The 23,193-nt window shown below is 66.9% G+C and carries 12 protein-coding genes and 4 pseudogenes; 10 read left to right on the forward strand and 6 right to left on the reverse strand.

Going from position 1 to position 23,193, the window contains the following annotated elements; genetic code table 11:
- Positions 1-114: 114 nt before the first annotated feature.
- Together B118_RS0123420 and B118_RS33975 are read left to right on the forward strand one after the other, a co-directional pair.
- Positions 115-1,401, forward strand: a complete 1,287-nt coding sequence (locus B118_RS0123420) for an APC family permease (protein WP_028188036.1) — start codon at positions 115-117, stop codon at positions 1,399-1,401.
- 113 nt (positions 1,402-1,514) lie between these two features.
- Positions 1,515-1,618 (forward strand): annotated as a pseudogene (locus B118_RS33975) (IS982 family transposase); the annotation flags it as partial.
- A gap of 549 nt (positions 1,619-2,167) precedes the next feature.
- Here B118_RS33975 and B118_RS0123425 read toward each other — a convergent pair.
- Positions 2,168-3,172 (reverse strand): helix-turn-helix domain-containing protein, encoded by a 1,005-nt coding sequence (locus B118_RS0123425; protein ID WP_080678152.1) that lies wholly within the window; start codon positions 3,170-3,172, stop codon positions 2,168-2,170.
- 571 nt (positions 3,173-3,743) lie between these two features.
- Between B118_RS0123425 and B118_RS0123430 the strand changes: the two genes are divergently transcribed.
- The 8 genes and pseudogenes from B118_RS0123430 (at position 3,744) to B118_RS29035 (ending at position 12,364) form a co-directional block, all read left to right on the forward strand.
- Positions 3,744-5,015, forward strand: a complete 1,272-nt coding sequence (locus B118_RS0123430; RefSeq protein WP_238324119.1) for a phospholipase D-like domain-containing protein — start codon at positions 3,744-3,746, stop codon at positions 5,013-5,015.
- Positions 5,016-5,365: 350 nt separating this feature from the next.
- Positions 5,366-5,830, forward strand: coding sequence for a hypothetical protein (locus B118_RS33250; protein ID WP_050592863.1), 465 nt, complete (start codon positions 5,366-5,368; stop codon positions 5,828-5,830).
- A gap of 5 nt (positions 5,831-5,835) precedes the next feature.
- Positions 5,836-6,114, forward strand: a complete 279-nt coding sequence (locus B118_RS33255) for an integrase core domain-containing protein (protein ID WP_043541910.1) — start codon at positions 5,836-5,838, stop codon at positions 6,112-6,114.
- Positions 6,115-6,239: 125 nt separating this feature from the next.
- Complete coding sequence (locus B118_RS0123440; RefSeq protein WP_028193553.1) at positions 6,240-7,685, forward strand: MFS transporter; 1,446 nt, start codon at positions 6,240-6,242, stop codon at positions 7,683-7,685.
- Between the two features lie 758 nt (positions 7,686-8,443).
- Positions 8,444-8,728, forward strand: a pseudogene (locus B118_RS0123445) (group II intron maturase-specific domain-containing protein); the annotation flags it as partial.
- 107 nt (positions 8,729-8,835) lie between these two features.
- Entirely contained in the window at positions 8,836-9,294 is a 459-nt protein-coding gene (locus B118_RS33980; RefSeq protein ID WP_202902362.1) for a transposase, read from the forward strand.
- Positions 9,295-9,364: 70 nt separating this feature from the next.
- Positions 9,365-9,940, forward strand: coding sequence for a TetR/AcrR family transcriptional regulator (locus B118_RS0123455; protein ID WP_018223678.1), 576 nt, complete (start codon positions 9,365-9,367; stop codon positions 9,938-9,940).
- Positions 9,937-12,364, forward strand: a pseudogene (locus B118_RS29035) (AAA family ATPase). The gene B118_RS0123455 and the pseudogene B118_RS29035 overlap by 4 nt, the downstream one beginning before the upstream one ends.
- Positions 12,365-12,934: 570 nt before the next feature.
- Here the strand turns inward: B118_RS29035 and B118_RS32005 are convergent.
- The 5 genes and pseudogenes from B118_RS32005 to B118_RS0123480 all read right to left on the reverse strand — a co-directional run.
- The gene (locus tag B118_RS32005; protein WP_155256597.1) at positions 12,935-13,870 is read right to left on the reverse strand and encodes a hypothetical protein; all 936 of its coding nucleotides are present in this window, start codon (positions 13,868-13,870) and stop codon (positions 12,935-12,937) included.
- Positions 13,871-15,499: 1,629 nt separating this feature from the next.
- A complete protein-coding gene (locus B118_RS29040; RefSeq protein WP_202902363.1) occupies positions 15,500-20,335 on the reverse strand; it encodes a type I polyketide synthase in 4,836 nt (1,611 codons plus the stop codon).
- Complete coding sequence (locus tag B118_RS0123470; protein WP_027648786.1) at positions 20,332-21,501, reverse strand: cytochrome P450; 1,170 nt, start codon at positions 21,499-21,501, stop codon at positions 20,332-20,334. Before B118_RS0123470 ends, B118_RS29040 begins: the two co-directional genes overlap by 4 nt.
- 22 nt (positions 21,502-21,523) lie before the next feature.
- The gene (locus B118_RS0123475; RefSeq protein ID WP_027648785.1) at positions 21,524-22,705 is read right to left on the reverse strand and encodes a pyridoxal phosphate-dependent aminotransferase; all 1,182 of its coding nucleotides are present in this window, start codon (positions 22,703-22,705) and stop codon (positions 21,524-21,526) included.
- 216 nt (positions 22,706-22,921) lie between these two features.
- Positions 22,922-23,193, reverse strand: a pseudogene (locus B118_RS0123480) (IS701 family transposase); the annotation flags it as partial.

Genomic DNA, 23,193 nt, shown 5'->3' on the forward strand with positions numbered 1-23,193 from the left:
GCCCGGTGGAGGACCTGCCGCAGGGCTGTTCGCCGACTCGCCACGAACCAAATATACACAAGGCACCTTGGGTAAAATTCACGCTGTTCACCTCGGCCCCCTAGGGTCTGATCCGTGGAGCGGTTGGCGCGGCGGCTGGGGGTAACTGATGCGGTGGTCATCGGGACGGGGGCGATGCTCGGCGCGGGCGTCTTCGTGGTGTTCGCTCCAGCTGCGGCGGCGGCCGGCGGGACCGGACTGCTGGTGGCACTTACGCTGGCTGGGTTCGTAGCGTTTTGTAATGCGACCAGTTCGGCCCGGCTGGCGGCCCGCTACCCCGAGTCCGGCGGCACGTACGTCTACGGGCGGGAGCGGCTCGGCCCGTTCGCCGGGTTCGTGGCCGGCTGGGGCTTCGTGGTCGGCAAGACCGCAAGCTGCGCGGCGATGGCACTGACGGTTGGGGCATACCTCTGGCCGGATCGGGCCCGGCTCGTTGCCGTCAGCGCCATCGCGGCCGTCACCGCCGTGAACCTGCGCGGTGTGGCGAAGACGGCGCGGGCCACAAAGGTGCTGGTCGGAGTGGTGCTGGGGGTCCTGTCCCTGGTCGCGGTGGTCGGCCTGACCGGCTTCGCAGCGGAGCGGATCGGCGGCGTCGGTTCGGTCGGCGGCCAGGTGCTCAGCGGCGCCGGCGGTGCCGGTGCGCCCGGTGTGCTGACCGCCGCAGGACTACTCTTCTTTGCTTTCGCCGGGTATGCCCGGATAGCCACTCTCGGCGAAGAAGTACGCGACCCGAGGCGAACGATCCCCCGAGCGGTGCCGCTGGCGCTGGGTACGGTGCTGGCGATCTACTTGATGCTAGCGGTGATCACGTTGGGAGTGCTCGGCCCGGACCGGCTGGCCACCTCCGCCGCGCCCCTGGCCGACGTGGTGACCGCCGTCGGGCTGCCCGGACTGTCCTGGGTGGTCCGGGCCGGCGCAGCCGTGGCGGTGATCGGGGTGCTGCTCTCGCTGCTCGCCGCCGTGGGTCGGACCCTGCTGGCGATGGGCCGCCGACGGGACGTGCCGGTCGGCTTGGCCGCCGTGCACCGGGTGCACCAAGTGCCATACCGAGCTGAGCTGGCGGTGGCCGTGGTGGTTGCGGCCGTGGTCTCCGTCGGTGACGTCCGCGGGGCAATCGGCTTCTCCAGCTGCACCGTGCTGGTCTACTACGCAATCACCAATGCCGCGGCGCTCACCCTTGGCCGTGACCCGGGCCGTCGGCTACCGGTACGGCTGCTCGCCGTGCTGGGGCTGGCCGGCTGCGTCACGCTGGCGGCCAGCCTGCCCCCAGCCACCGTTGGGGCGGGAATCGGCGTGCTCGCCATCGGCGCTGCCTGGTACGCGCTACGTCGGCGGTACCTCAACCGCGCCGGAGGCCGTTGACCAGCTCCAGACGAGTGATTCCCAACTCTGGGGGTTGGGCGGCGTGGCAGGTCGACCAACGCATGGGGAGATGCCGTCGATAGTTGTTTGTATAGACAGACCTCGACACCCTCTTGACCGCACTGTACGTGCGGATCGACGACCACGTCATCCCGGCTGGCCGCAAGCGCCCTGGCCGGCCGAACGGCTCTCCGACGCGGAGCTGGCCTGCCTGGCCGGGGGTCGATTGAACAGCGCAAACCCACAGCTCTACCGACCAGCGCCGGCGGTCCACCCTCGGCGACGATCTCAACAGCTCGCACTGCCGGACGGCGCGCTGCGGGGGTGCCCAGTTGCCCTACCCGGCCGTGGCTAGATAGTCGTATGCGGTTTCGGTGGGCGGGCACGGCCAGGCGGATCTACATCCGGTTGCGTAGCTGGACCGTCGACAGGCTGCCGGAGCGCGGCCGGACGTGGGTGGCCATCACCGGCGATTCGCCCGTTGCCGGGCCAGCGGGGTCAGCAACGGCCGGTTGTCGAGGATCACTGTCGATTGATCCCGCAGCGGGCGGTAGGCGCCGGCCCGCGCCGAATACAGCGTGGCGGGGCCGACCGCGTCCAGCCGTGCGGGCCGGCGGCGGAGTCAGCGGAATAGCCGGGTCATACGCGTGCTCCCCTCGATCGGGTCGAGGCGGCGTGTCACCATCCAGGATGATCCTGCGGTGACACCGAGCTACTTGTCAGGATGGGTGCTGTCCGCGACGTATCCGCGCTTGACTCCGGACGGTCAGCTGGCGGCGAGTAGCGCGTCGCGGTATTCCTGCGTCCACTCCGCGTCGCGCTGGTCTGCGGGCAGGCCGGCTAGCCCGGCACGGACGTTGTCCACACCCATGGTGCTGTCGCCGAGTGCCAGGTAGGCCAGGCCGAGACTCATCCGGAAAAATGTCGGCGTCAGCCAGTACGCGAGCCCGGGCGGCGGCTGTGACTCCGCCACTGTGGTCAAGTCACTCGCCTCGCCCAGCAGCCGCGCGGCGGTAGCCCGGTCGTCCAAGAGCGCGTACCCATGGGCGGCCTGCACCGCGTCACCTACCCGTTGCAACGCCGCCGCTCCCGGGGTGTGGTAGGCGGCGAGGAAGTGCCGCACGACTCCCCGGGGACTACCGCGCTGACGCTCCAGGTAGCCGCGGAAGTTCTCCACCTGAGCGGCCAGTGGACCACTGTCGACCGCGTCCGCCTCGTCGGCGGCCTCGATCAGCACCCGTATCGCCTCGCTGTCGTGACGGGCCTCGGCGTGTAACCAGCCGACGAACTGGGTCCACTCCGCCGTCACCTCATGCAAGCCGGCGGCATGCGGGCCCGCAGCCTGGGCGGTGAAGCGGCGCACAGTTTGCCATTGCGGTATCACCGCCGGCAGCAGAAGCGACGCCGAAAGCGTGTCGTCCAGGCGGCGCTGATTGGCCAACACCTCGGCGAGTAGCCGCACCGTGGTGCCGTCCAGCAGGGTCGGCTCGGCAATCGCGTAGGCGATCCGCTGCTCATCATCCGGTGTGGTTACCGGCGGGGCCTCCACGACCATGGCAGCGAGCCTCCCGCCAGCTCGTAACGTGTCATCGAGCTGGCGAGCGATCTCGACCGTGGGTCTGGTCCGACCTGTTTCGAGGTCGTGCACGTAGCTTTTGCCGCAGAAAACTCGACGCGCCACGTCGCGTATCGACATCCCCGACGCGCCACGGATACGGGCCAGCTCGGCGGGGAATCGGGGATCAACAAAGGTAGGAACACGGGCCGGCATCAGTTCTCCCAGGTAGCGGTCTGGGGTGGCGGGCGCCGACCGCTACAACCGGCGCCCTGCCGCCATCGACGGTACTCCCCGCCCGCACGTCACGCCGCCATCCGGCGGTGTGGTCGCCTTGGGCGCGTCGCGCCGTACGCCCTACCACGGAATGGTGGTTCCGAACAGGTTCGAGCTGTCCGCTATGAAGTAGCGGACATCAAACGTCAACGGACGTCCAAACATCATTCGTCGATGTCACTTGTCGACTATGGATACGCTACTAACCTCGATGAGTCGCGTCTGACGCCGGCTCCTTTGGCCCGGCAGCCCTGATTGCTATTGATCGATATCGTGTGGTGTCGGGCATGGTGGTGGGCCGTCTGTCGCGGCGGTGGGCGCGGTCTCCTGGGGTCCTTCGTCCCGCCTGAAAGGCGCCGATCACCAGCACATCCACGTCCCGACCGCTCACCTCGGGGTCACCGCGCCGGGTGGCCGATCCGTACCGGAGACGGAGGTTCCGTCGGTCACAGTTCGATGGAATGATCTTGCCATGCAGATCCGTAGAACTTCTTCACGTTTGGTCCCACGGTTGGCACTCGTCTTCATGCTCACCGCCGGCACGCTCGGGGTGCCGGCGCTGGGTGCAGGGCCGGCCAGCGCCGCCGAGCCGGATCCGACGATGAACGACGCGGTCTTCAACCGGCCGACCGGGACGGCCGCCCAGCAGAACGCAATCTTCATCCAGCTCGCCCGGATCATCGACCGGGTGCCGGCCGGCGGAGAGATCCAGATGTCCTGGTTCGGGTTCAGCGTCACCGACGTCACCGACTCGGAGACCACCCCCGACCTGCCCGGACGACTGCTTGATGCGCACCAACGGGGGGTACGCGTCAAGATCATTCTGGACCACGAGCAGGTCAGCCAGCGGCCGTACCAGCGGCTGCTGCCGGTGCTCGGCAGCAACGACACCGCCGAGTCGTACATCGTGCACTGCGCCGACAAGTTCCCCACTGCCGACCGGGGCTGCATCGGCACCCGCCGGATCGACTACACCAACTCGTCGGTGACGGCCTACAACCACAACAAGTTCCTGATCGCGTCCAGCATCGTGCTCAACAACGGCTCGACAGTGTCCAACGTGGTCTTCCAGGGCTCGGCGAACCTGGGCTGGTGGGACGCGAACGAGGCGTACAACAACGGCCTGACGTTCAGCGACGCCACCACCTACCAGGCGTACCGGCAGTACTTCGCGGACCTGCGGTCGTACCGCTACAGTTCGGCCGGGAACAACGCCTACTACTGGGGCACCCCGACAGGTACGACGTACCGGGCGTACTTCTTCCCCCGGCGGGAGCGCTCCGGGCAGCCGGTCAGCGACCCGGCCACCGATACTATCGTCAGGGTGCTCGACTCGGTCGCCTCCTGCTCGTACGACGACAACGGCACCCGCCGGCAGACCGACGTGCGGGTCAACATGTACTCATTCAACCGGCCCGAGGTGGCGAAGAAGCTCACCGCGCTGCGCAACGCCGGCTGCTGGGTCGACGTCGTCTACAGCGAGGCGAACTCGGGGGTGCTGAACGCGCTGGGCAGCAACGTCCAGCTCACCAAGTGTAACTACAACGTCGGGCCGGGCCGGGACATCCGCACGCACAACAAGTACATGCTGATCGACGGCGCGTACGACGACGACATCGTGCCCCGGGTCTTCACCGGCAGCCACAACTACAACGTCTCGGCGCTGCGCCAGGCCGACGAGGCGATGCTGCGCGTCATGGGCCGGGGCATTCACGACGACTACCTCAGCGACTTCTGGCACGTCCGGGACACCTGCCGGGCCAACGGCGGGGCGATCCGCTGAGCCGGTGCACCGTTGCGATCCCCGCGATCCGGGTCGATCACGTCGCGCCGGAACGCCCGGAGCGCCGTACCCTGATCACGGGGATCACCTAGCTTGATTTTTAACCTCCATTATGACGTTCTTGCTTGGTCGCAGCACCAGATAGCGGAGACCCTTCAGTTGTCGATCACCGCCACGCCATGACCTTCACCGGCCACCACGACTTCTGAAACACTGCGGGTGCCGAGAACCTCGTCCGTCCTGCTCAGGGGTCGCCTTGATCACGAGGCTGAGGTCACGGATGCGCTGACGAGCGCTCTCTTGGACGCGTCGGTGATCGACGTCTGCGTACTGCGCGAAGATGACCAGTTGTGCTCTTTCAACTGGCCTACCTGGGTGCGACCAACGCTCTCGCGCTGCTACGGCTGCTGCCGATGAGCGACCGGGACAAGGATGCCGAGATCCTGGCGCTACGCCACCAGGTAGTGGTCCTGCAACGGCAGCTGCACGGCGAGCGGGTGCGGTTCACCCGGGCTGACCGGACCTGGCTGGCCGCTCTGCTACGCCGGCTGCCGCGCGACATGCCGGGCAACCTGCGGCTGCTGGTCCGCTCGGAGACCGTGCTGCGGTGGCACCGGGATCTGATCACCCGCCAGCACGCCAGAATCTCCCGACCCCGGCAGGTCGGACGGCCACGAACCGTGTGGTCGATCCGCCGGCTGGTGCTGCGCCTGGCCCGCGAGAACACCACGTGGGAATATCGCCGCATCCTGCCCCGCTCGACACGGTCCTCGCCGACTCCGAGATCACAGTCGTGCGCAGCGGTGTCCGGATAACCCGCATGAACTCGGTCATGGAACGCTGGATCCAAGCCTGCCGCCACGAACTCCTCGACCGGGCACTGATCTGGAACCACGCCCACCTGCTACACGCCCTACGCAAGTACGAACACCACCACAACCAGCACCGCCCGCACCGCGGCATCGCCAACGCCCGACCGCTGCGTCCGCTGCGTCCGCTGCCCGAGCCGATCACCGACCCCACAACGCTGACGCACCTGCACGCCCACCGACACGACAGACTCGGCGGCCTCCTCCACGAATACGAGAACGCCGCCTGACCAGCACGGATGAGATTTTCGGCACCCGCAGTCGTGACCAGTTCCGGGGCCCCGAGTTGATAAGTAAATGCACGTTCATTTACCCTCAGCAGGGACTGCGACACCCCCATGGAGGTAGACCGAACGTGACCGAACTGAACCAGAAGCCAGAGGCGACAAGCCAGCCACCTTTCGCTGCCATCGCAACGCTGTGCCTGGTCCAGATGCTGCTAATCCTCGATATGACGGTGCTCGGCGTCGCAGTGCCCGTCATCCAGGTGGACCTGAAGATGGACGCTGCGGACACGCAGTGGGTGGCCAGCGCCTACATGCTGACATTCGGCAGTCTGCTCGCCCTGTCCGGGCGACTCGGCGACCTGTTCGGACCGCGGCGGTTGCTGTTGGTCGGCCTCGGAGTGTTCGTGGCCGCGTCGGTGTGGTGCGGCTTTGCGACGAGCGGTACCGAGTTGTTCGCGGCCAGGGCTGTTCAGGGCGTGGGCGCGGCGATGGTCTCCCCCACCGCCCTGGCCCTGCTCAACCTCGTCAGCACCACCGGCTCCGGGCGCAACCGGGCTGTCGCGTGGTGGAGCTTCACCGGTCTCGCGGGGGCGGCGCTCGGCCAGGTCGTGGGCGGATTCGTGACCGATGCATTCGGGTGGCGCTGGATCTTCTTGCTCAACCTGCCGATCGGGCTCGTGGCCGGACTCGCCGTGGCATCGCTTTTGCCGCGCACCCGGCCGGAGCAGCGGGTGTCGCCGGACGTGCTCGGTGCGCTCACGCTCACCGGCTGGCTCGGGATGCTCGTGTTCACGCTGACGAGGGTCGAGCACGGGTCAAGCGCCCTGGTGATGACGATGAGCGCGGCCGCGACGGTGGTGTTGCTGGCAGCCTTCGTGGCCGTGGAGCGCGGGCACAGTGACCCGCTCGTGCCGTTGGCGGTGTTCGCCGAACCTGGGGTTCGGGCGGGCAATGTGATCAACTTGCTGTCCACCGCCGCCAACCTCGGCGTCATGTTCTACGTGACCTTCTACATGATGCGTGTGCTCGGCTACTCAGCCACGGACGCCGGCCTGGCCTACCTGCCGATCACGCTGGTGATGGCGGTGATCGCGACCAGGGTGGCGTGGTTAATGGAGAAGGTGGGTGCGCGAGCACTGCTTCTGATGGGCACAGCAGGTGGCGCGGCCGGTTCGCTGTGGTTCGTGTTCGCGCCCGGCGACGGCTCCTACCTGGCGTGGATCTTCCCACCCCTGCTGCTGATCGGCGTCGGCGCGGCGTTCATCGAGGCTCCCGTGATCATCGTGGCGACGCGCGGGCTGCCGGAACGAAAGCAGGGGCTCGCGGCCGGCCTGATCAATACCTCCGAACAGGTGGGCCCGGTGCTGGGTCTCACGGTGGCGGTCACCATGGCAGCGGCGATCGTTCCGGTGACCGCCGACGACACACCCGTGCGGCTGCTCGACCACTACCGCGTCGCCTTCGTCGCCGCGGTGGTCATGTACGTGCTGGCAGGCCTTGCCACGTTCCTCGTACCGCGGCGCAGCTACATCGGATCGGCTCCGGCACCCCTTGCGGCGAGTGCCGAAAACTGAACACAGCCTTGTAACGCCAAACGATCACTACTCCTGTGCGTATCGAACGAACCGGAGAGAGATACAAGACGAACATCCAGCCTGGGAGGCTTCTGAACATGGATGCCAACGAGGTCAAAGTGATCCGCTGGCCGAAAGAGAAGGAGAAGCGGGCGCTGTATCGCGATCTGAGGGTGTTTCGACTACTTGTGGTCGACCCTGCTTCACCAGCGCCGAATCTGCACCGATTCGCGCGAGGACTGGATTCGCGCGCCGATCGTCAGAGAGGACTTCAATGCCCGGCTTACCAGTCTGCGAGTGAAGGCCAACAATTTCCGCCCGCACATCGACGAGAACCAGGTTCTCCATTTCGAAAACCGCGCCGTACCACTCATCAGTGAGCGTTTTCAGGCGGGCCCCGGAAGGGTGACCTCAGGGTTGGCGCAACGGAGAGGGCTCCCGTGCCGTTGAGAAAGGTGTTCTACGTCGCAACTTGCCAGCCCGGGACGCCATCGTGGCTAGCGATCTGCGGCCTCGGACCGGGGGGCCGGGTTCGGCGAGGAAGTCCGTCATCGGTGGGCGGCCGCGCTTACGGAACCGGATGTCGTGGGCGTTGCAGAGTCCGCGCCTGGCCGGCGCTGCCGTCCGGTCGCAGTCCGTGACCGCGCACTCGTCGGCGATGAAGACGGGGTCGTCCGGAGCGGGGACGTAGATCTCGGTGCGGAACTCGGATCGAACGACGGCCATGAGCTGCTCAAGCAGCCTCGTCCGTCCGTGCAGCCACCGCTGTCTCGAAGGCTACGAGACCGGTATCCGCCGTGGTCGTCGACCTCAATCCCGTACTGCCAGGCTGGGGTGCGTACTTCCGCAACGGGAACTCCGGGCGGAAGTTCAACGCGGTCGACGGCTACGTCCACGAACGGCTGGCCATCCTCGCCAGCCGGAAACACGGCCTGCGAGGCCGGAACTGGACCACCCGTTTCACCTACGGGTGGGTCACCCGGCTCGGGGTCTACCGCCTTACCGGAACCGTACGCAGGGCGAGGGCGTATGCCAGTCGGTGAACGATGTCGGAAAGCCGTATACGAGAGAACCGTACGTACGGTTTGAAGCGGCGGGGGCTGGAAACGGAGCGTCGGCTACCGCGCCAGTCCCGACCCTACTCAGTCCTGTGGAGCAGTCCTCAGGCAAGAGCCAGCGCCGCCGGTTCAACCGCGGCGGAGACAGGCAGGCCAATGCCGCGCTGCACCGCATCGTGGTCACCCGTACGCGACAAGACGAGCGCACTCGCCTCTACCTTAAGCGACGCACCGCCGAAGGAAAGGGAAAACGCGAGGTCATGCGCTGCCTGAAACGCTACGCCGCGCATCGAGGTGGAACGCACCCTCGCCGGCATCTGGCGCGAGGCGCTCGCGATGCGGGAGGTCGTCGCGCACGACAACTTCTTCACACGATGGTACTCGCTCCTGGCGTCCGCGCGATGAACCGCATCCGGGCGACTACCGGCATGCAACTGCTGTTGCGTCGGCTCCTCGAACGGCCGACTGCCGTCAAGCCGGCTCTGGCAGCGGAGAGGCGCGGCCATGGGGAGGCTTCTGTCATCTCAGTGCTGCGGCGGGAGGTCAGGTGATCACGCGACGCGGCGTTAGTAAACGCCAATTCACTTATCGGGTACTATCCGTGCCATGAGCCCGCGACCGATGTCCGTCACCAACGAGCAGATCTTCGTCAGCGCGTCCCGCACGCTGGCCCGCATCGGCCCGCTCCGCGTCACGCTCAACGACGTGGCATCCGACCTCGGAATCTCGGCGGCCACGCTGGTCAAGCGGTTCGGGTCCAAGCACGACCTGCTGGTCGCGATCAACGAGTACGAGGCGTCCAAGGTCGACGAATTCTTCACCGAGATCGTCGCCAAGTACGAGTCGCCGCTCGAAGCCCTCTACGCATTCATCGCGGCGCTCAGCAGCGACGTGGACAGCCCCGCGGAGATGGCCAACCACGTGGCGTTCCTGCATCTCGACCTCAGCGACGACGCACTGCACTACCACGCCGTGAGGTTCGCCCAGTCGATGCGCACGGGCATCGCGTCGCTGCTGGAGCGGGCCGTTGAGCAGGGTGAGCTCGTCGAGTGCGATGTGGACGGCCTTGCCAGGGCGGTGCAGACGACGTACAACGGCGCGCTGATCATGTGGGCGATCCTCGGTGACGGCGAGCTCTCGGAGTGGGTGCGGCGCGATGTCGCGTTCCTGCTCAACCCCTTCTTGGTAGCGAAGTGACCGGAGCGAACGACGTGCAGCGTCACGACGACCACGGCTGGATCGAAGTCACCGGTGCCCGGACCCACAACCTGCGCGACATTAGCGTGCGAATCCCGCGCGGAAAGCTGGGTGGCGTTCACCGGTGTCAGCGGCAGCGGGAAGACCTCGCTGGTGGTCGACACAGTGCACGCCGAGGCACAACTGCGCTACCTCGAGGGCATCTCGCCGTTCGTGCGGCGCTACCTCGGCCAGCGCGACCGGCCCGAGGTCGACCGCATCACCGGCCTCGGTGCGACGCTCGCGGTGGACCAGCGCCGACTCAACAACAATCCTCGTTCCACCATGGCCACCGTCACCGGCATGGACGCGTACCTGGGCCTGGTCTACTCACGCCTGCCCACGCTCCGCACCGGCGCCGAGCTCGCGACGACCAGCTTCGACAGGTTCAGCCCCGAGGGAGCCTGCCCGGTGTGCCACGGAGCGGGCGGTACCGTGCGCGCCGACGCGGAGCTGATCATCGACAATCCTGAACTTCCCCTGTTCTCGGGGGGTTCGCATTGGTTCGCGAAGTGGCGCTCCGGCGAGCACTCGTTCATTCCCGCCCTCGCCGAGTTGCACCGCGTCGATCTGTCCGTGCCTTGGCGCGACCTGCCAGCGATTTTTCAGCACGCGGTCCTGCACGGCACCGGTGAGCAGGTCATCGACGCCAGCGTCACCATTCCGAGCCGGGCCACCGGCACCGAGTGGACCTACAGCAGCAGCCAGCCAATGCGCGGCGCCCTCGCCGAGGTGGAGCGCGTGTTCGCCAACGCGGGCAGCGAAACGAGCAAGCAGCGCTACCAGCGGTACATGCGCATGACGCCCTGCCAGGAATGCGCTGGCAGTGGGTTCGGCGAGGCGGCCCGCACCGTCACCGTCGGCGGTCGCACCTATCCGGAACTGATCACACTCACCGGCACAGACCTCATCGACTGGGTGCACCAGGCCGAAGCCGAACTCGGCGACCAGGATCGCGCGGTCGGCCTCCCGCTGCTGCGCGAACTGGGCGCCCGCCTGACCGCCCTGCACCGCACCGGCCTGTCCCACCTGCAACTGAGCCGCGAGGCCTCGACCCTCTCCGGCGGCGAGCTGCAACGCGCACGCCTCGCAGCCCAGCTCAGCACTCCACTTGAAGGCATCACGTTCGTCCTGGACGAACCCACCTCCGGCCTGCACCCCGCAGACAAGGCAGATGTCCTCGACATGCTGAAGGCGCTGCGGGACAACGGCAATAGCGTGCTGCTCGTCGAGCACGACCCGGAGATCGTCAAGGCCTGCGACTGGGTCGTCGACATCGGACCGGGAGCCGGCCGCGACGGTGGTTACCTCCTCATCTCCGCACCACCGGCCGAAGCGTCCCACCACGAAACCTCACCAACCGCGGCCTACCTCGCCGGCCGCAAACAACGCGTCGAACGCACGACCCGAGACGGCGATCCAGCACGTTGGCTCACCGTCCGCGACATCAGCAACCAAAACGTCGACGTCGCGGAAGTACGGGTGCCCCAGGGCAGACTCACCTGCCTGACAGGCCCGAGCGGCAGCGGCAAGAGCAGCCTGCTGCACGCGTTCGCCTCCGCCGTCGAAGCCGACGACACAGCACCCGTCGCCTGGGTGGCCGTCGTCGACCAGGACCCCATCGGCCGCACCCCGAGGTCGAACCCCGCCACCTACAGCAAGGCCTTCGACGCGATCCGCACCCTGTTCGCCTCCACAGACCACGCCCGCAAAGCCGAGCTGAATGCTTCCACATTCTCCTTCAACACCGCCGGTGGCCGCTGCGTGGACTGCTCCGGCCACGGCCGCAAACTCGTCGACATGCACTTCCTGCCAGACGTCTGGGTCACCTGCACCACCTGCGCGGGCCGCCGCTTCACCCAGCAGGTCCTGGACGTCGAGTACCAAGGCCTCTCCATCGACGCGGTACTCGACCTGACCGTCGACGAAGCCGCGGAGTTCTTCACCGACCCCGACTCCCTGGTCGCCACACTCCACGCCCTGCGCCAGGTGGGCCTCGGCTACGTCACCCTCGGCCAGAGCGCGACCGACCTCTCCGGCGGCGAAGCACAGCGCCTCAAACTAGCTACCACGATCCAACGAGGCAACCGGGGCCGCAAACGCGGCCTGGTCGTCCTGGACGAGCCAGTGACGGGCCTGCACCCCGCCGACGTCCAGCGCCTCGTCGAAGCCCTCGACGTCCTCATCGACGCCGGTAACACCGTGGTTGTGGCGGAGCACGACCTCCACCTCGCTGCACGCGCCGATTGGATCATCGACCTGGGCCCGGGAGCCGGCCCTGCCGGTGGCCGAGTGGTCGCCACCGGCACACCAGCAGATCTGGTCACTGCCGACACCAAGACAGCACGCTACCTCCAGCACGTCCTGAGGGGTCTGTCAAGTTAGATCCACACTCCCACGCCCGCGAGGACAAACGCACAGTCTACTGCGAGCTACGGCTCACCCTCACCTACAACCCCGGCCAAAACAAAATCAGCGTCGAGGCCAAGCCCGACGCTGATTGCTGTGGGGTATCTGTACGTGTCCGAGGGGGGGATCGATACCACAACCCCACCATCGCGATGCGTCGGCGATGACGTAGCAATTGAATGTCGACGGTAGCAGCCTGACAACAGCGAGCTTTGCCGAGTGCTGCGACACGACACCGCCCCTTGCAAGGCCGCGGCCAGAGTAGCGGAGTAGCCACTGAACCGTCACGGTGATAGAAATCGATCGGCTGTAATTCGAGACCGGCGGGCATGGAGCACACTTGTGTTCCTACTTCCGGCACTGGCCAACCCTACCGACAGTCGTGATCGGACGATCTGCATCCATCAATTAGCATATGTGCTTAACGCTTGACAACAGCACTGACAGCAACCGAGGCGAACAACCACGACCACCAGCGTACAACGCAGTGGCACCAATACGGCATGTAATGTGCCACTGCGGCTCGAACTTCAAAGTCCACTTCGACTAGGGCTGCCATGGCGACAGCAGCAATGCTTCGTTAGCGCTAGATGATTCGTCGACCATTAGCTGATGCAGATAGGTGCTCACGAAGAGCTGTCTATAGGAACTATTCAGCAGGCCGACCTCTTCAGCCTCGCTCTTGGTAATCTGACGCATTGCGCCCGAAGCCGTTTCAGCCGCACCGAATTCACCGAGTTGAACACTTGGAAAGATCGGTTCGGGGCCGTGATAGATCTCTGGGTCTGACGGAAATAGGTTCAGCAAATTGTCATTATGGCCAACGATTATCCACATGCCTTTGGCGATAAGCTGGTCGTCCGTATAAATGAATCGCTGGGCGACCTCAGGCGAAATCTTGCCTACACGAGGAATGACAGTTGCATCTCCCAATAGCCCAATTGCTATGCCGAACCGATTTTGCGCGATGACCACAGCCATCCGATAACCGGAGTTCCCGACAGGGATAGCGACGATATCCCCGAGCTTCGGCTTAGCAACAGGTTTCGACGCAGTCGCAACCAGGCTACTGACGCTAGCGCCACGAACGTCATCAAACGAAATGTCCTCGCCTTGAAGTACTTCCAGGATGGCCGACGCCAATTCGTTTGGTGACGCAGCATGCCCGTGAACTGCCCTTACTTGCCCACCAAAGAAGGCAACAAGCGACGAGACATCGACAAATGCTTTGTCATTAAGTTCCGCTACTTGCGAGTCGCGGCCCGACCGATACCGCTTCCCATCGACCTTCGCATCAAAATGAAACGTGCCCGGCGAGGCTTCAATATCGTCAGATGCCAACGGCACTGCTAGGCCGACGATCTCAAGAAACTCGCCAAGGGTCGGAGGCGTTCCGATCTCCTCCCGAAAGGACCCGATGATTTCTCGCAGCTTGCGTCGAACCTCAGCCCGGCTTTTAGGCGACAGAATTTCAGTGGCCATTAGCACCCTCCTGCAAGGCGACGCTCGAATGCCTCATATTCCGAAAGCTTTGCCCCGTCGAGCGGATTCTGGCGGTTGCCGCGATAATCGGGACCACCACGGCCAATAACAGTGCCGTACTGCTCAGCGAGGCGCTGCTCCATAAGACGCGATTCGCCATATGTTCAGGTTCCCGGCATGACCCTCATCGTATCGCCATTTGCCGGGTTGAACGGTTATTGTTTCCTGCGTGGCGATATTGCACACCTCCCGCTATATCATTCGGCCCGAACATCCCTGAGGAGTATACCCGACCACTGCTATCGACCAGCACGTAATTGCTATATCCCGTCCGGCTCAAGTAGTAAAAACGATCTCCACCGCTATTGTGTACCAGCACAGGAGCATTCCCGGCGATCACATAGTACGTGTGACATTCTCACGGCCAGCACGGAGAGTGACTACGATGGCATGTCGTTGACCTGGGCTTTCATCGACCGCAACCGTGTCGGCCCTCGGCACAGGACCTGGTTGACGGCAACAGTGACGGCAACACGGACAGACACCAGCGCACGCCACGGCAGGCCGAAGGTGCCAGGAGCGTCCCAGTTGGGCGTCCTCGACACCCTCTTCTTAGACAGCCGGTCGAGCTGCAAACGACGACGTATGGACGGCGCGAGCATACGAGGGGCGCCCCTCTGGCCCTAAGGGCGCTACGCGCCCGCCTGCGACGCCCTACAGGCGCCCCTTGATCCCGGAGCACTGCGTGGCCCCGCAGACGCCGACACCGGGCAGGCACCTGACGGTGCCCCACCCGCCACCCAGAGCAGCCAAGACGACCGAAGCCTGTCCAGAAACAACCAATAGAAGGCGACTCGCGAAGTAGATCTGGTCCAAAACTGCTTCACTTAATCAAGAGCGGCCCCGGCCGAAGCCGGGGCCGCGCGCACGCGCTTCAGGCCTACGGCCCCGCGCGCACGCCCATCAGAACCGAACCGCCAACATGACACCCCTCAACGGGCCAGCACTGCCGCGAGCGATAATCCTTGCATGCAATAGCTGGTATTCGATCTATGACCGCTGCTGACGGCAACGGTGACGGCAACCCGGGCAGACAGCCGCGCGCCCGTACACACACCGGCCACTCTCCGCATTGCCGGTCGGCTCAGCGGTTTGCCGTTTTGGCCGCCGCTACTCTGCACTCAACCCCTCACTCAAATCCTTATGAAGCTGCTCCTGCCACGCCCTCGTGTCTGACCAGGTTTCGCTGAAGTGAACGATTTCCTTGGCTTGGCCAAGATTTCCACCCATCAGCGATTTTACTGCCTTTACACACTCAATCTGCGACAACCCCGCGCTCCTCATATACCTAAGCGCAGACTCCATCCTTTCGCCGCCGTCAATCAGATCTCGTGCACCCTGAAGTACAGCCTCATATCGTCCCTGCGGTTGCATCAGCACCCCCCACCACCAGCGTACTTTTTCAGGTCCAGGGTGAAGTCGGGACGGTACCCAACGGGCCCTGTAAGCCGAATTCCTGAGATCGTCAGCTCATTAAATCCCTGCGCAGCCGCAGCCGGCGCAATTTGTCCACGCAAGGCTTTCAACATAGTCGACGTGCCCAAAGATCCGCGGGTCAGCTCCGGGCTATCACCGTAAACCACCATGTTGGAGAGGGTAACGCGCCCCCCGCTCACACTTGTTTCTGCGAGCATTCCCACATTCCCCTTCGGCGTTTGAATGCTCCACTCGAAGTCTTGTCCATCTACGAACGGCGGCACCGGCACGCCACCCTCGTTGTGCACGAGGACCGGGGTGTCGCCGGCGAGCACATAGTACGTGTGAATGTCGGCAAAGTAGGTAGTCGGGGACGATTCCGCGTTCCTCGAGCAGCCGAAACATGGACACCTCCAGCGCGAACAGCGCCGCCTGGGTGAACACCGTACGGTCCAGCAGCGTTCGGGAGCCGTCCTCGGCGAAGACGACGTCCTTCAGCGGTGCCGGTAGCAGCGGGTCGAGGTGCGCGCAGACCGCGTCGAATGCCGCCGTGAACGGCGTGCACGTGCGGTGCAGCTCGCGCCCCATACCGGGACGCTGGCTGCCCTGGCCGCTGAAGAGGAAGGCGAGGCCTCCGGCGCCGGCCGCGCCGGGCGGGCAGGCGACGACGTCGGGGGACGGTTCGCCGGCGGCCAGGGCGGCGAGCGCCCGCAGTCGGGCTTCCCTGTTCTGCGCCACGATCGCGGCGGTGTGGGGGAAAAGCTTGGGCGTACGGGCGAGGGCGCGGCCCATGTCGACCGATGCGTACTCGGGCGACGCGGCGGCGTTGTGCAGCTGAGCGGCACGGAGGCGTAGTGCCTGCGTGGTGCGGGCGGTCAGCAGCCACGGACCGTCCGGGACCGGCTCGGGCGACGGGGACGGCACGGGTTCGGGTGGTGCCTGTTCGAGGATGACGTGGGCGTTGGTACCACTGATCCCAAACGACGACACACCCACACGCCGCGGACGACCCGTATCCAGCCACGCCCGCGACTCCGTCAACAACCGGACCCCACCCGACCAATCCACCAACGACGACGGCCGCCCCACATGCAACGTCCCCGGCAACACCCCCCGATCCAACGCCAGCACCATCTTGATCACACCACCGACACCCGCCGCCGCCTGCGCATGACCGATGTTCGACTTCAACGAACCCAGCCACAACGGCTCCCCACCACCACGCCCCCGCCCATACGTGCCAATCAGCGCCTGAGCCTCGATCGGATCCCCCAACCGAGTCCCCGTCCCATGCGCCTCCACCACATCCACATCACCCCCACCCAAACCCGCCGACGCCAACGCATCCACGATCACCCGCTCCTGCGCCACCCCACTCGGCGCAGTCAACCCACTACTCGCCCCGTCCTGACCCACCGCCGAACCCCGAACCAACGCCAACACCCGCCGCCCAGCACGACGCGCATCAGACAACCGCTGCAACACCACAACCCCGACACCCTCAGACCACGCCGTCCCATCAGCACCATCCGAAAACGCCTTGCATCGCCCATCCACCGCCAACCCACGCTGCCGCGAAAACTCCACGAACATGCCGGGATTCGACATCACCGTCACGCCGGCGGCTAGGGCGACCGAGCAGTCGTTGTTGCGTAGCGCCTGCGCCGCGAGATGCAAAGCCACCAGAGACGAGGAGCAGGCGGTGTCCACCGTGATTGCCGGACCGCCGAGACCCAGCGTGTACGCCAGCCGACCGGACAGCACACTGGGCGTGGTGCCGGTGAGCAGATAGCCGCCGGCGCGGTCGCCGGCCTGATGCAGCGCCGGGCCGTACTCCTGCGGCATGGCCCCTACGTAAACGCCCGTCCGATCTGCGTAGGCAGAGCCGAGCGCGGCCCTCTCCATCGCCTCCCAGGCGGTTTCCAGCAGCAGTCGCTGCTGCGGATCCATCGCCGCCGCCTCACGCGGACTGATCCCAAAGAACTCCGCATCGAAACGATCCGCGTCATACAGAAAACCACCCTCGCGGACATACGACCTCCCCGGCCGATCCGGATCCGGATCGAACAGACCCTCCAGATCCCAACCCCGATTCACCGGGAACGCACCGATCGCATCAGTACCACTCTCGACCAGACGCCACAGGTCCTCCGGCGAACGGACGTCGCCCGGATACCGACACGCCATGCCGACGATCGCGATCGGGTCGTCGCTCACCCTGGTCGCCGTGGTTGCCGACGACGGCGCCGTTTCTGGGAAGCCACCGGCGAGGTGAGACCGGAGGTGGTCGGCCAGCCGCCGAGGCGAGGGGTGCTCGTACACGAGTGTGGTGGGCAGGCGCAGTCCGGTGGCGGCGGCGAGCCGATCGCGGAGCTCCACACCGGTCAGCGAGTCGAGGCCGAGGTCCCGGAAGGACAGGGCAGGGTCGACGTCCCGCGCGTCGCTCATGCCGAGCAACAGCGCCGCTTGTGCACGGACCAGCTCCAGCGGATCGTCCGCCCCGGAATCACGCGGGACGGCCGACCCCGCACCACCAACGCCGTCCGGCTCCGGTTCGGGCGTGGCGACGACGGCGGGCTGCAACCAGTGGCGCGTGCGCTGGAACGGATAGGTGGGCAGGTCGGTGACGCGGCTGTCGCGAGGGAACGCCGGCCGCCAGTCGACCGCTCCTCCGCCGGTGTGAAACTCCGCGACCGCGGTGAGGAACCGCCGCGGTGCGGGCTCGCCGCGGCGCAGCGATCCGACGACCAGCGCGGTGGAGCCGGCCTCCGCAAGCGTCCGCCGGATCACGGTGGTCAGTACGGGATCAGGGCTGATCTCGACGAACGCGTCATGGTCGGCAAGACCGCGGATCGTGGCCGGGAGTCGGGCGGGTTTGGGCCGCCCGCGGAGCCAGTGCTCGACGGTCATCGAGCCGGTGTCGATCTCGGCACCCTCCGCGGTGGAGTGCAACGGCACCGCTGCGCGTCTGACCGCGAGCGGCACCAGCAGCTCGTCAACCGGGGCCGGGCGCGACTGGGTGGCGCGAACGCGCATCGCAACGACCCGAGCCGCGTCCTCCAGCGACAGCACACCGCATACGTAGGCGGCGGCGACCTCCCCCAGAGCGTGACCCACCACGGCGGCCGGTCGCACGCCGAACGAACGCCACACCTCGGCGAGACCCACCATGACCGCGAACAGCACCGGCTCGGCGACGTCGGCGCGGACGAGCGAGGGCGCAAAGGGCTCCTTGCGTAGGACGTCCAAGACGGAGAAGCCGACGTACGGCGACAGCGCCCGTTGACACGCCCGTACCTGCGCGCCGAAGGTGTCGGAGGCGTCCAGCAGATCAGCCGCCATGCCGGCCCACTCGGCCCCGCGTCCCGGGAAGACGAGCACGACGCGGTCACGGGCCGATGATGCGCCACTGATGCAGGACACGCCCGGCCGGTCGGCGGCGAGCGCCGCCAGCTCCGCGGCCAGCTCGGCGCGGCCCCCGGCGAGGATGACCGCACGATGCCGGAACGCCGTCCGCGACACGGCTAGGGAGAGACCGAGGTCCGCCTCGGAGACCTCCGATCCATCGAGCCGGTCGAGCAGTCGGGCGGCCTGGGCACGGACGGCCGCCGGGCTCTGGCCGGAGACCGCGAACGGCAGCACGCTGGCACGGAAGGCTCCCGGGCTCGTGCCGGCTGGGTCGGTGGGCGACGGTGCGGGAGATTTCCTGCGTGGCCGCGCCGTACGGTCCGTTGGCGGCGGAGCTGCGACGACGACGTGGCAGTTGGAGCCGCCGATGCTGAAGGACGACACCCCGGCGACCGGCCGGTCGCCGGCCGGCCAGCCACCCGGCACGTGCTGCACGGCGAGGTTGAGGGCGGCGAGCGGTATACGCGGGTTCGGCGTGGCGTAGTTGAGGCTGGCTGGCAGCCGGCCTTGCTGGATCGACAGGATCACCTTGACGAGCCCCGCCATGCCCGCCGCCGCGCCCAGGTGGCCGATGTTGGTCTTCGCTGATCCCACGAGCAGCGGTGCTCGCCGGCCGGGTGCGGCACCGAGGACCGCGCCGAGTGCGGCAGCCTCGACGGGGTCGCCCGCAGGGGTGCCCGTGCCGTGCAGCTCGACGTACTGCACGACGGCCGGGTCAACGCCGGCGGCCCGGTACGCGCGGCGCAGCACCGCCCGCTGCGCCGGCTCATGCGGCACCGTCAGGCCGGCCCCGCCACCGTCGTTGTTGACCGCGCTCCCGAGCAGCACGGCGTGGATCGCGTCCGCGTCCGCGAGCGCGCGAGAGAGCGTCTTGAGCACCACGACCGCACCGCCCTCGCCGGGCACGTACCCGTTGGCGCGGCTGTCGAAGGTGTAGCAGCGACCGTCGGGTGACAGGCCGCCGAACCGTTCGACGACCGCGCCGCTGTGCGGGCTCAGGTGCAGCTCGACGCCGCCGGCCAGGACGACGTCGGATTCGCCGTCCCGCAGGCTGCGGCATGCTAGGTGTACGGCGACCAGCGAAGACGCCTGACCGGCATCGACAGTGATGCTGGGGCCACCCAGACCCATGGTGTACGACAACCGGTTGGCGATGAGGCTGCGCGCCAGGCCGGTGAACGAGTGATGGGAGGTGGCGGACCCACCCGCAGCGCGCACGAGGTCGGCGTAATCGTCGGTCATCGCGGCGACGAACACACCGGCGTGGCCGCCGCGAAGCACCGCCGGCACGATTCCGGCCTGTTCCAGCGCCTCCCAGCCGAGCTCCAGCATCAGCCGCTGCTGCGGGTCGACGGCCGCCGCCTCACGCGGGGAGACACCGAAAAAGCCGGCGTCGAACAGGTCCACGTCGGGCAGGAAGGACCCTCTGGCCAGACCGGTCACCCGGTCGTCCGGCGGGTCGGTCACCGCGTCCCGCCCGTCCCACAGCAGCTTCCAGTACGCCGTGTGATCCGGCGCGGCCGGGAATCGACACGCGTAGCCCACTACCGCGATCGGCTCCCCATCGGCACGACTGCTCATCGCCACTCCACCGAGAGCCGGGACAGTCCACGAGTGGCCAGGCCGTGTTTCCACGCGACCGGCTCCAGTGCGTCGACCAGTCGCAGGCGTGGGAAATGCCCGATCAGCCGGTTCAGCACCGTCTGGATCTGCAGCCGGGCCAGTGGCGCGCCGAGGCAACGGTGCACGCCGTGGCCGAACGTGAGGTGTCCGGCATCCCGGCCCTGCGGCAGCAGCCGCTGCGGATCCGGAAAGGTGGCGGGGTCCCGGTTGCCGTGTAGCAGGGACACGACGACTCCCTCGCCAGCCCGCACGGTCACCTCGCCCAGCTGCACCTGCCTGGTGGCGACCCGGGAGAAGCTCAGCGGTGTGGCAGGGGTCAGGCGCAGCAGTTCCTCGACCGTGCCGGGCAGCCGCTCCGGCTGGCGCTTCAGCGCGTCGTACACCACTTCGTCGGAGAGGATCACCAGTGCAGCGAGGCCGATCTGGCCGACGGTGGTCTCATATCCGGCCATGAGAAGTGTCAGCCCCAGGGTCAGCAACTCGGCCATGGACATCTCGCCCCGTTCCTGCGCCTTGATGAGGACCGTGAGCAGCGCATCGTCCGGCTGTCGGCGCTTCTGCTCGATCGTCTGCCCCATGTAGTCGAGAAGCTCCAACCGGCGCCGCCCCTTCTCGTGTGGACTGCTGGCGGTGATGTCGAACAGCACCTCCACCCACCCCCGAAATCGTTCGCTGTCGGCCGCCGGGATGCCCAACAGTGTGCAGAGGACCGACACGGACAGCGGTGCGGCGAGATCCCCGATCAGGTCGGCGCCCGTTCCACGCCGCTCGAGCCGGTCCAGGCGCTCGTCCACCCACCGCTCGACCCAGGGAGCTATCGCCGCGACCCGACCGGTGGTGAAGGCTCCGGACACGAGCCGACGCAGTCGCGCGTGCTCAGCGCCGTCCATGCTCATCATTGAGTCCGCTGCCGGCTGGGCGTCGTTGAACTTCGGCGCCTGTGGCGTCACCGCCGCGGCTCGGCTGAACCGCGGGTCGGTGAGGACCTTCCGCGCCAGCGTGTAGTCGCGGACCAGCCACATCGTGTTACCTGCCGGGGACACGATCGGCAGCACGGCACCCGCGCCTTGTTGCTGGAGGAAGGACGGTAGCGGGCCAAGCCCGGCAGTGTCGAGCAGCGTCATGTCGTTGCCTCGTCGTGGGTGATCACGCGCCGCGCATCCGCCGCTCGGCTTCCAGCAATGTTTCGGTGCGCCGGTTGAAGGCGATCCGGACGTACTGCTCGCCACGCGCACTGGGATCGCTGCCGTCGGACACGTTGAAGAAGGGAGCGCCGGGAACAAGCAGGACGCCGGCCCGGTCCAGCAGCTCACGCACGTACCCGAAGCAGTCCTGACGGCCGCCGGTCAAGGCACTGATGTCGGCCAGCAGGAAGCAGCCGCCGGCCGCCGGCGCGAAGGACATGCCCAGGTCCGCAAAGATCTGCTGCGCCAGGTCCCGTCGCTGGCGCACCTCCAGCGCCACGGCGCTCAAGTCGGTCGACAGACGCGCCCGCCCGGCGGCCACCTGTAGCGGCGCGGCCGTGCCGTTCGTGGCCAGCTCGTGCACCCGCCTCACCGCCCGCGTGCGTTCGCCGTCGGCGCGAACGAAGCCAAGCCGCCAGCCGCTGACCGCGTAGCTCTTCGAGAGTGACCCCACGACGATGCTGCGCTCTGCCAACCCGGGCACCTCCGCCACCGACACGTGGCGGCGACCGTCGAACACTAGGTCGCGGTAGACCTCGTCGGAGATCACCGTGGCGTCCCAGCGCTCGCAGAGCATGGCGATCTCGTCCAACTCCGGACGGCCCAGCATCTGACCGGTCGGATTGCTCGGCGTGTTCAATAGCACCGCTCGCGTCCGCTCGCTGAAGGCGGCCGCCAGGTCGTCGGGGTCGTATCGCCAGTCCGGCGGGTGCAACGAGACGAACCGCGGGATGCCACCGGCGAGGCGTACGGCCGCGACGAGCTGCTCGTACCCCGGTGTCAGTAGCACGACTTCGTCGCCAGGGTCGATCGTGGCCAGCAACGCGACGTGCAATCCCTCGGTAGCCCCGGCGGTCACCGTGACCTCGGTCTCGGGGTCGGTGCACAACCCGAGCAGCTCAGCGATCCACCGCCGCAGCGACGCCTCACCGGCGGGCAGCTCGTACTGGTTGTGCCCGGCCCGCAGAGCGCTGGTCGCCTCGGCGATAAGCGCCTGCGGCGTTTCCGGGCATTCGGGAGTTCCCACCGCCAGGTCGACGGCGCGGCGGGCGCGGGCGAGCACGAACAGCTCGGTCAGCGTGTTGCCCCGGAGCTCCGCTGCCCGTCGAGAGATTAGCGACCGGCGGGTCCGAGCGGAGGTCATGTGAACATCCGCGCCAAGGACCAAGCCTTGGCGGTGTGCTGGTCGCGCTCGAGTACCACACTGGCCCCCCAGGGCGGGCTAATGGACGCTCGTAGCATGCACTCTCCTCCAACCAGCGCTTCGACGGTTGACGGCTCAATGCCTCCGCTTCAGTCACGATGCCGCAAGGCAATTTCACATCTGTTTCATCACTAGTACTCCAGCCGGGGATTGTGATCACGGCTCGGTGAGGGCTTGCCGGGCGTAGTGGCTGGTCGTGGCTCGTGCTTGGTGACGGCGTCGGCGTACGGACCAGAGCAGTGGGTCGCAGCGGCGGCGGGCGGGTTCGATGATCAGGACGTTGAACAGGTGACGTAGTTCGTTGACGGTCAGCGCGATCAGCCCGGCCGGATCGGGACGGCTGCGGTGCGCGGTCGCGGCGGCGAGGAAGGCGTGGGCGAGGATCGCCAGGGTGGTCCAGCGGTGCCAGGACGTCCAGCGGCGGTTCT

The sequence above is a fragment of the Salinispora pacifica CNR114 genome (assembly GCF_000514775.1).
Classification (GTDB): Bacteria; Actinomycetota; Actinomycetes; order Mycobacteriales; family Micromonosporaceae; genus Micromonospora; species Micromonospora pacifica.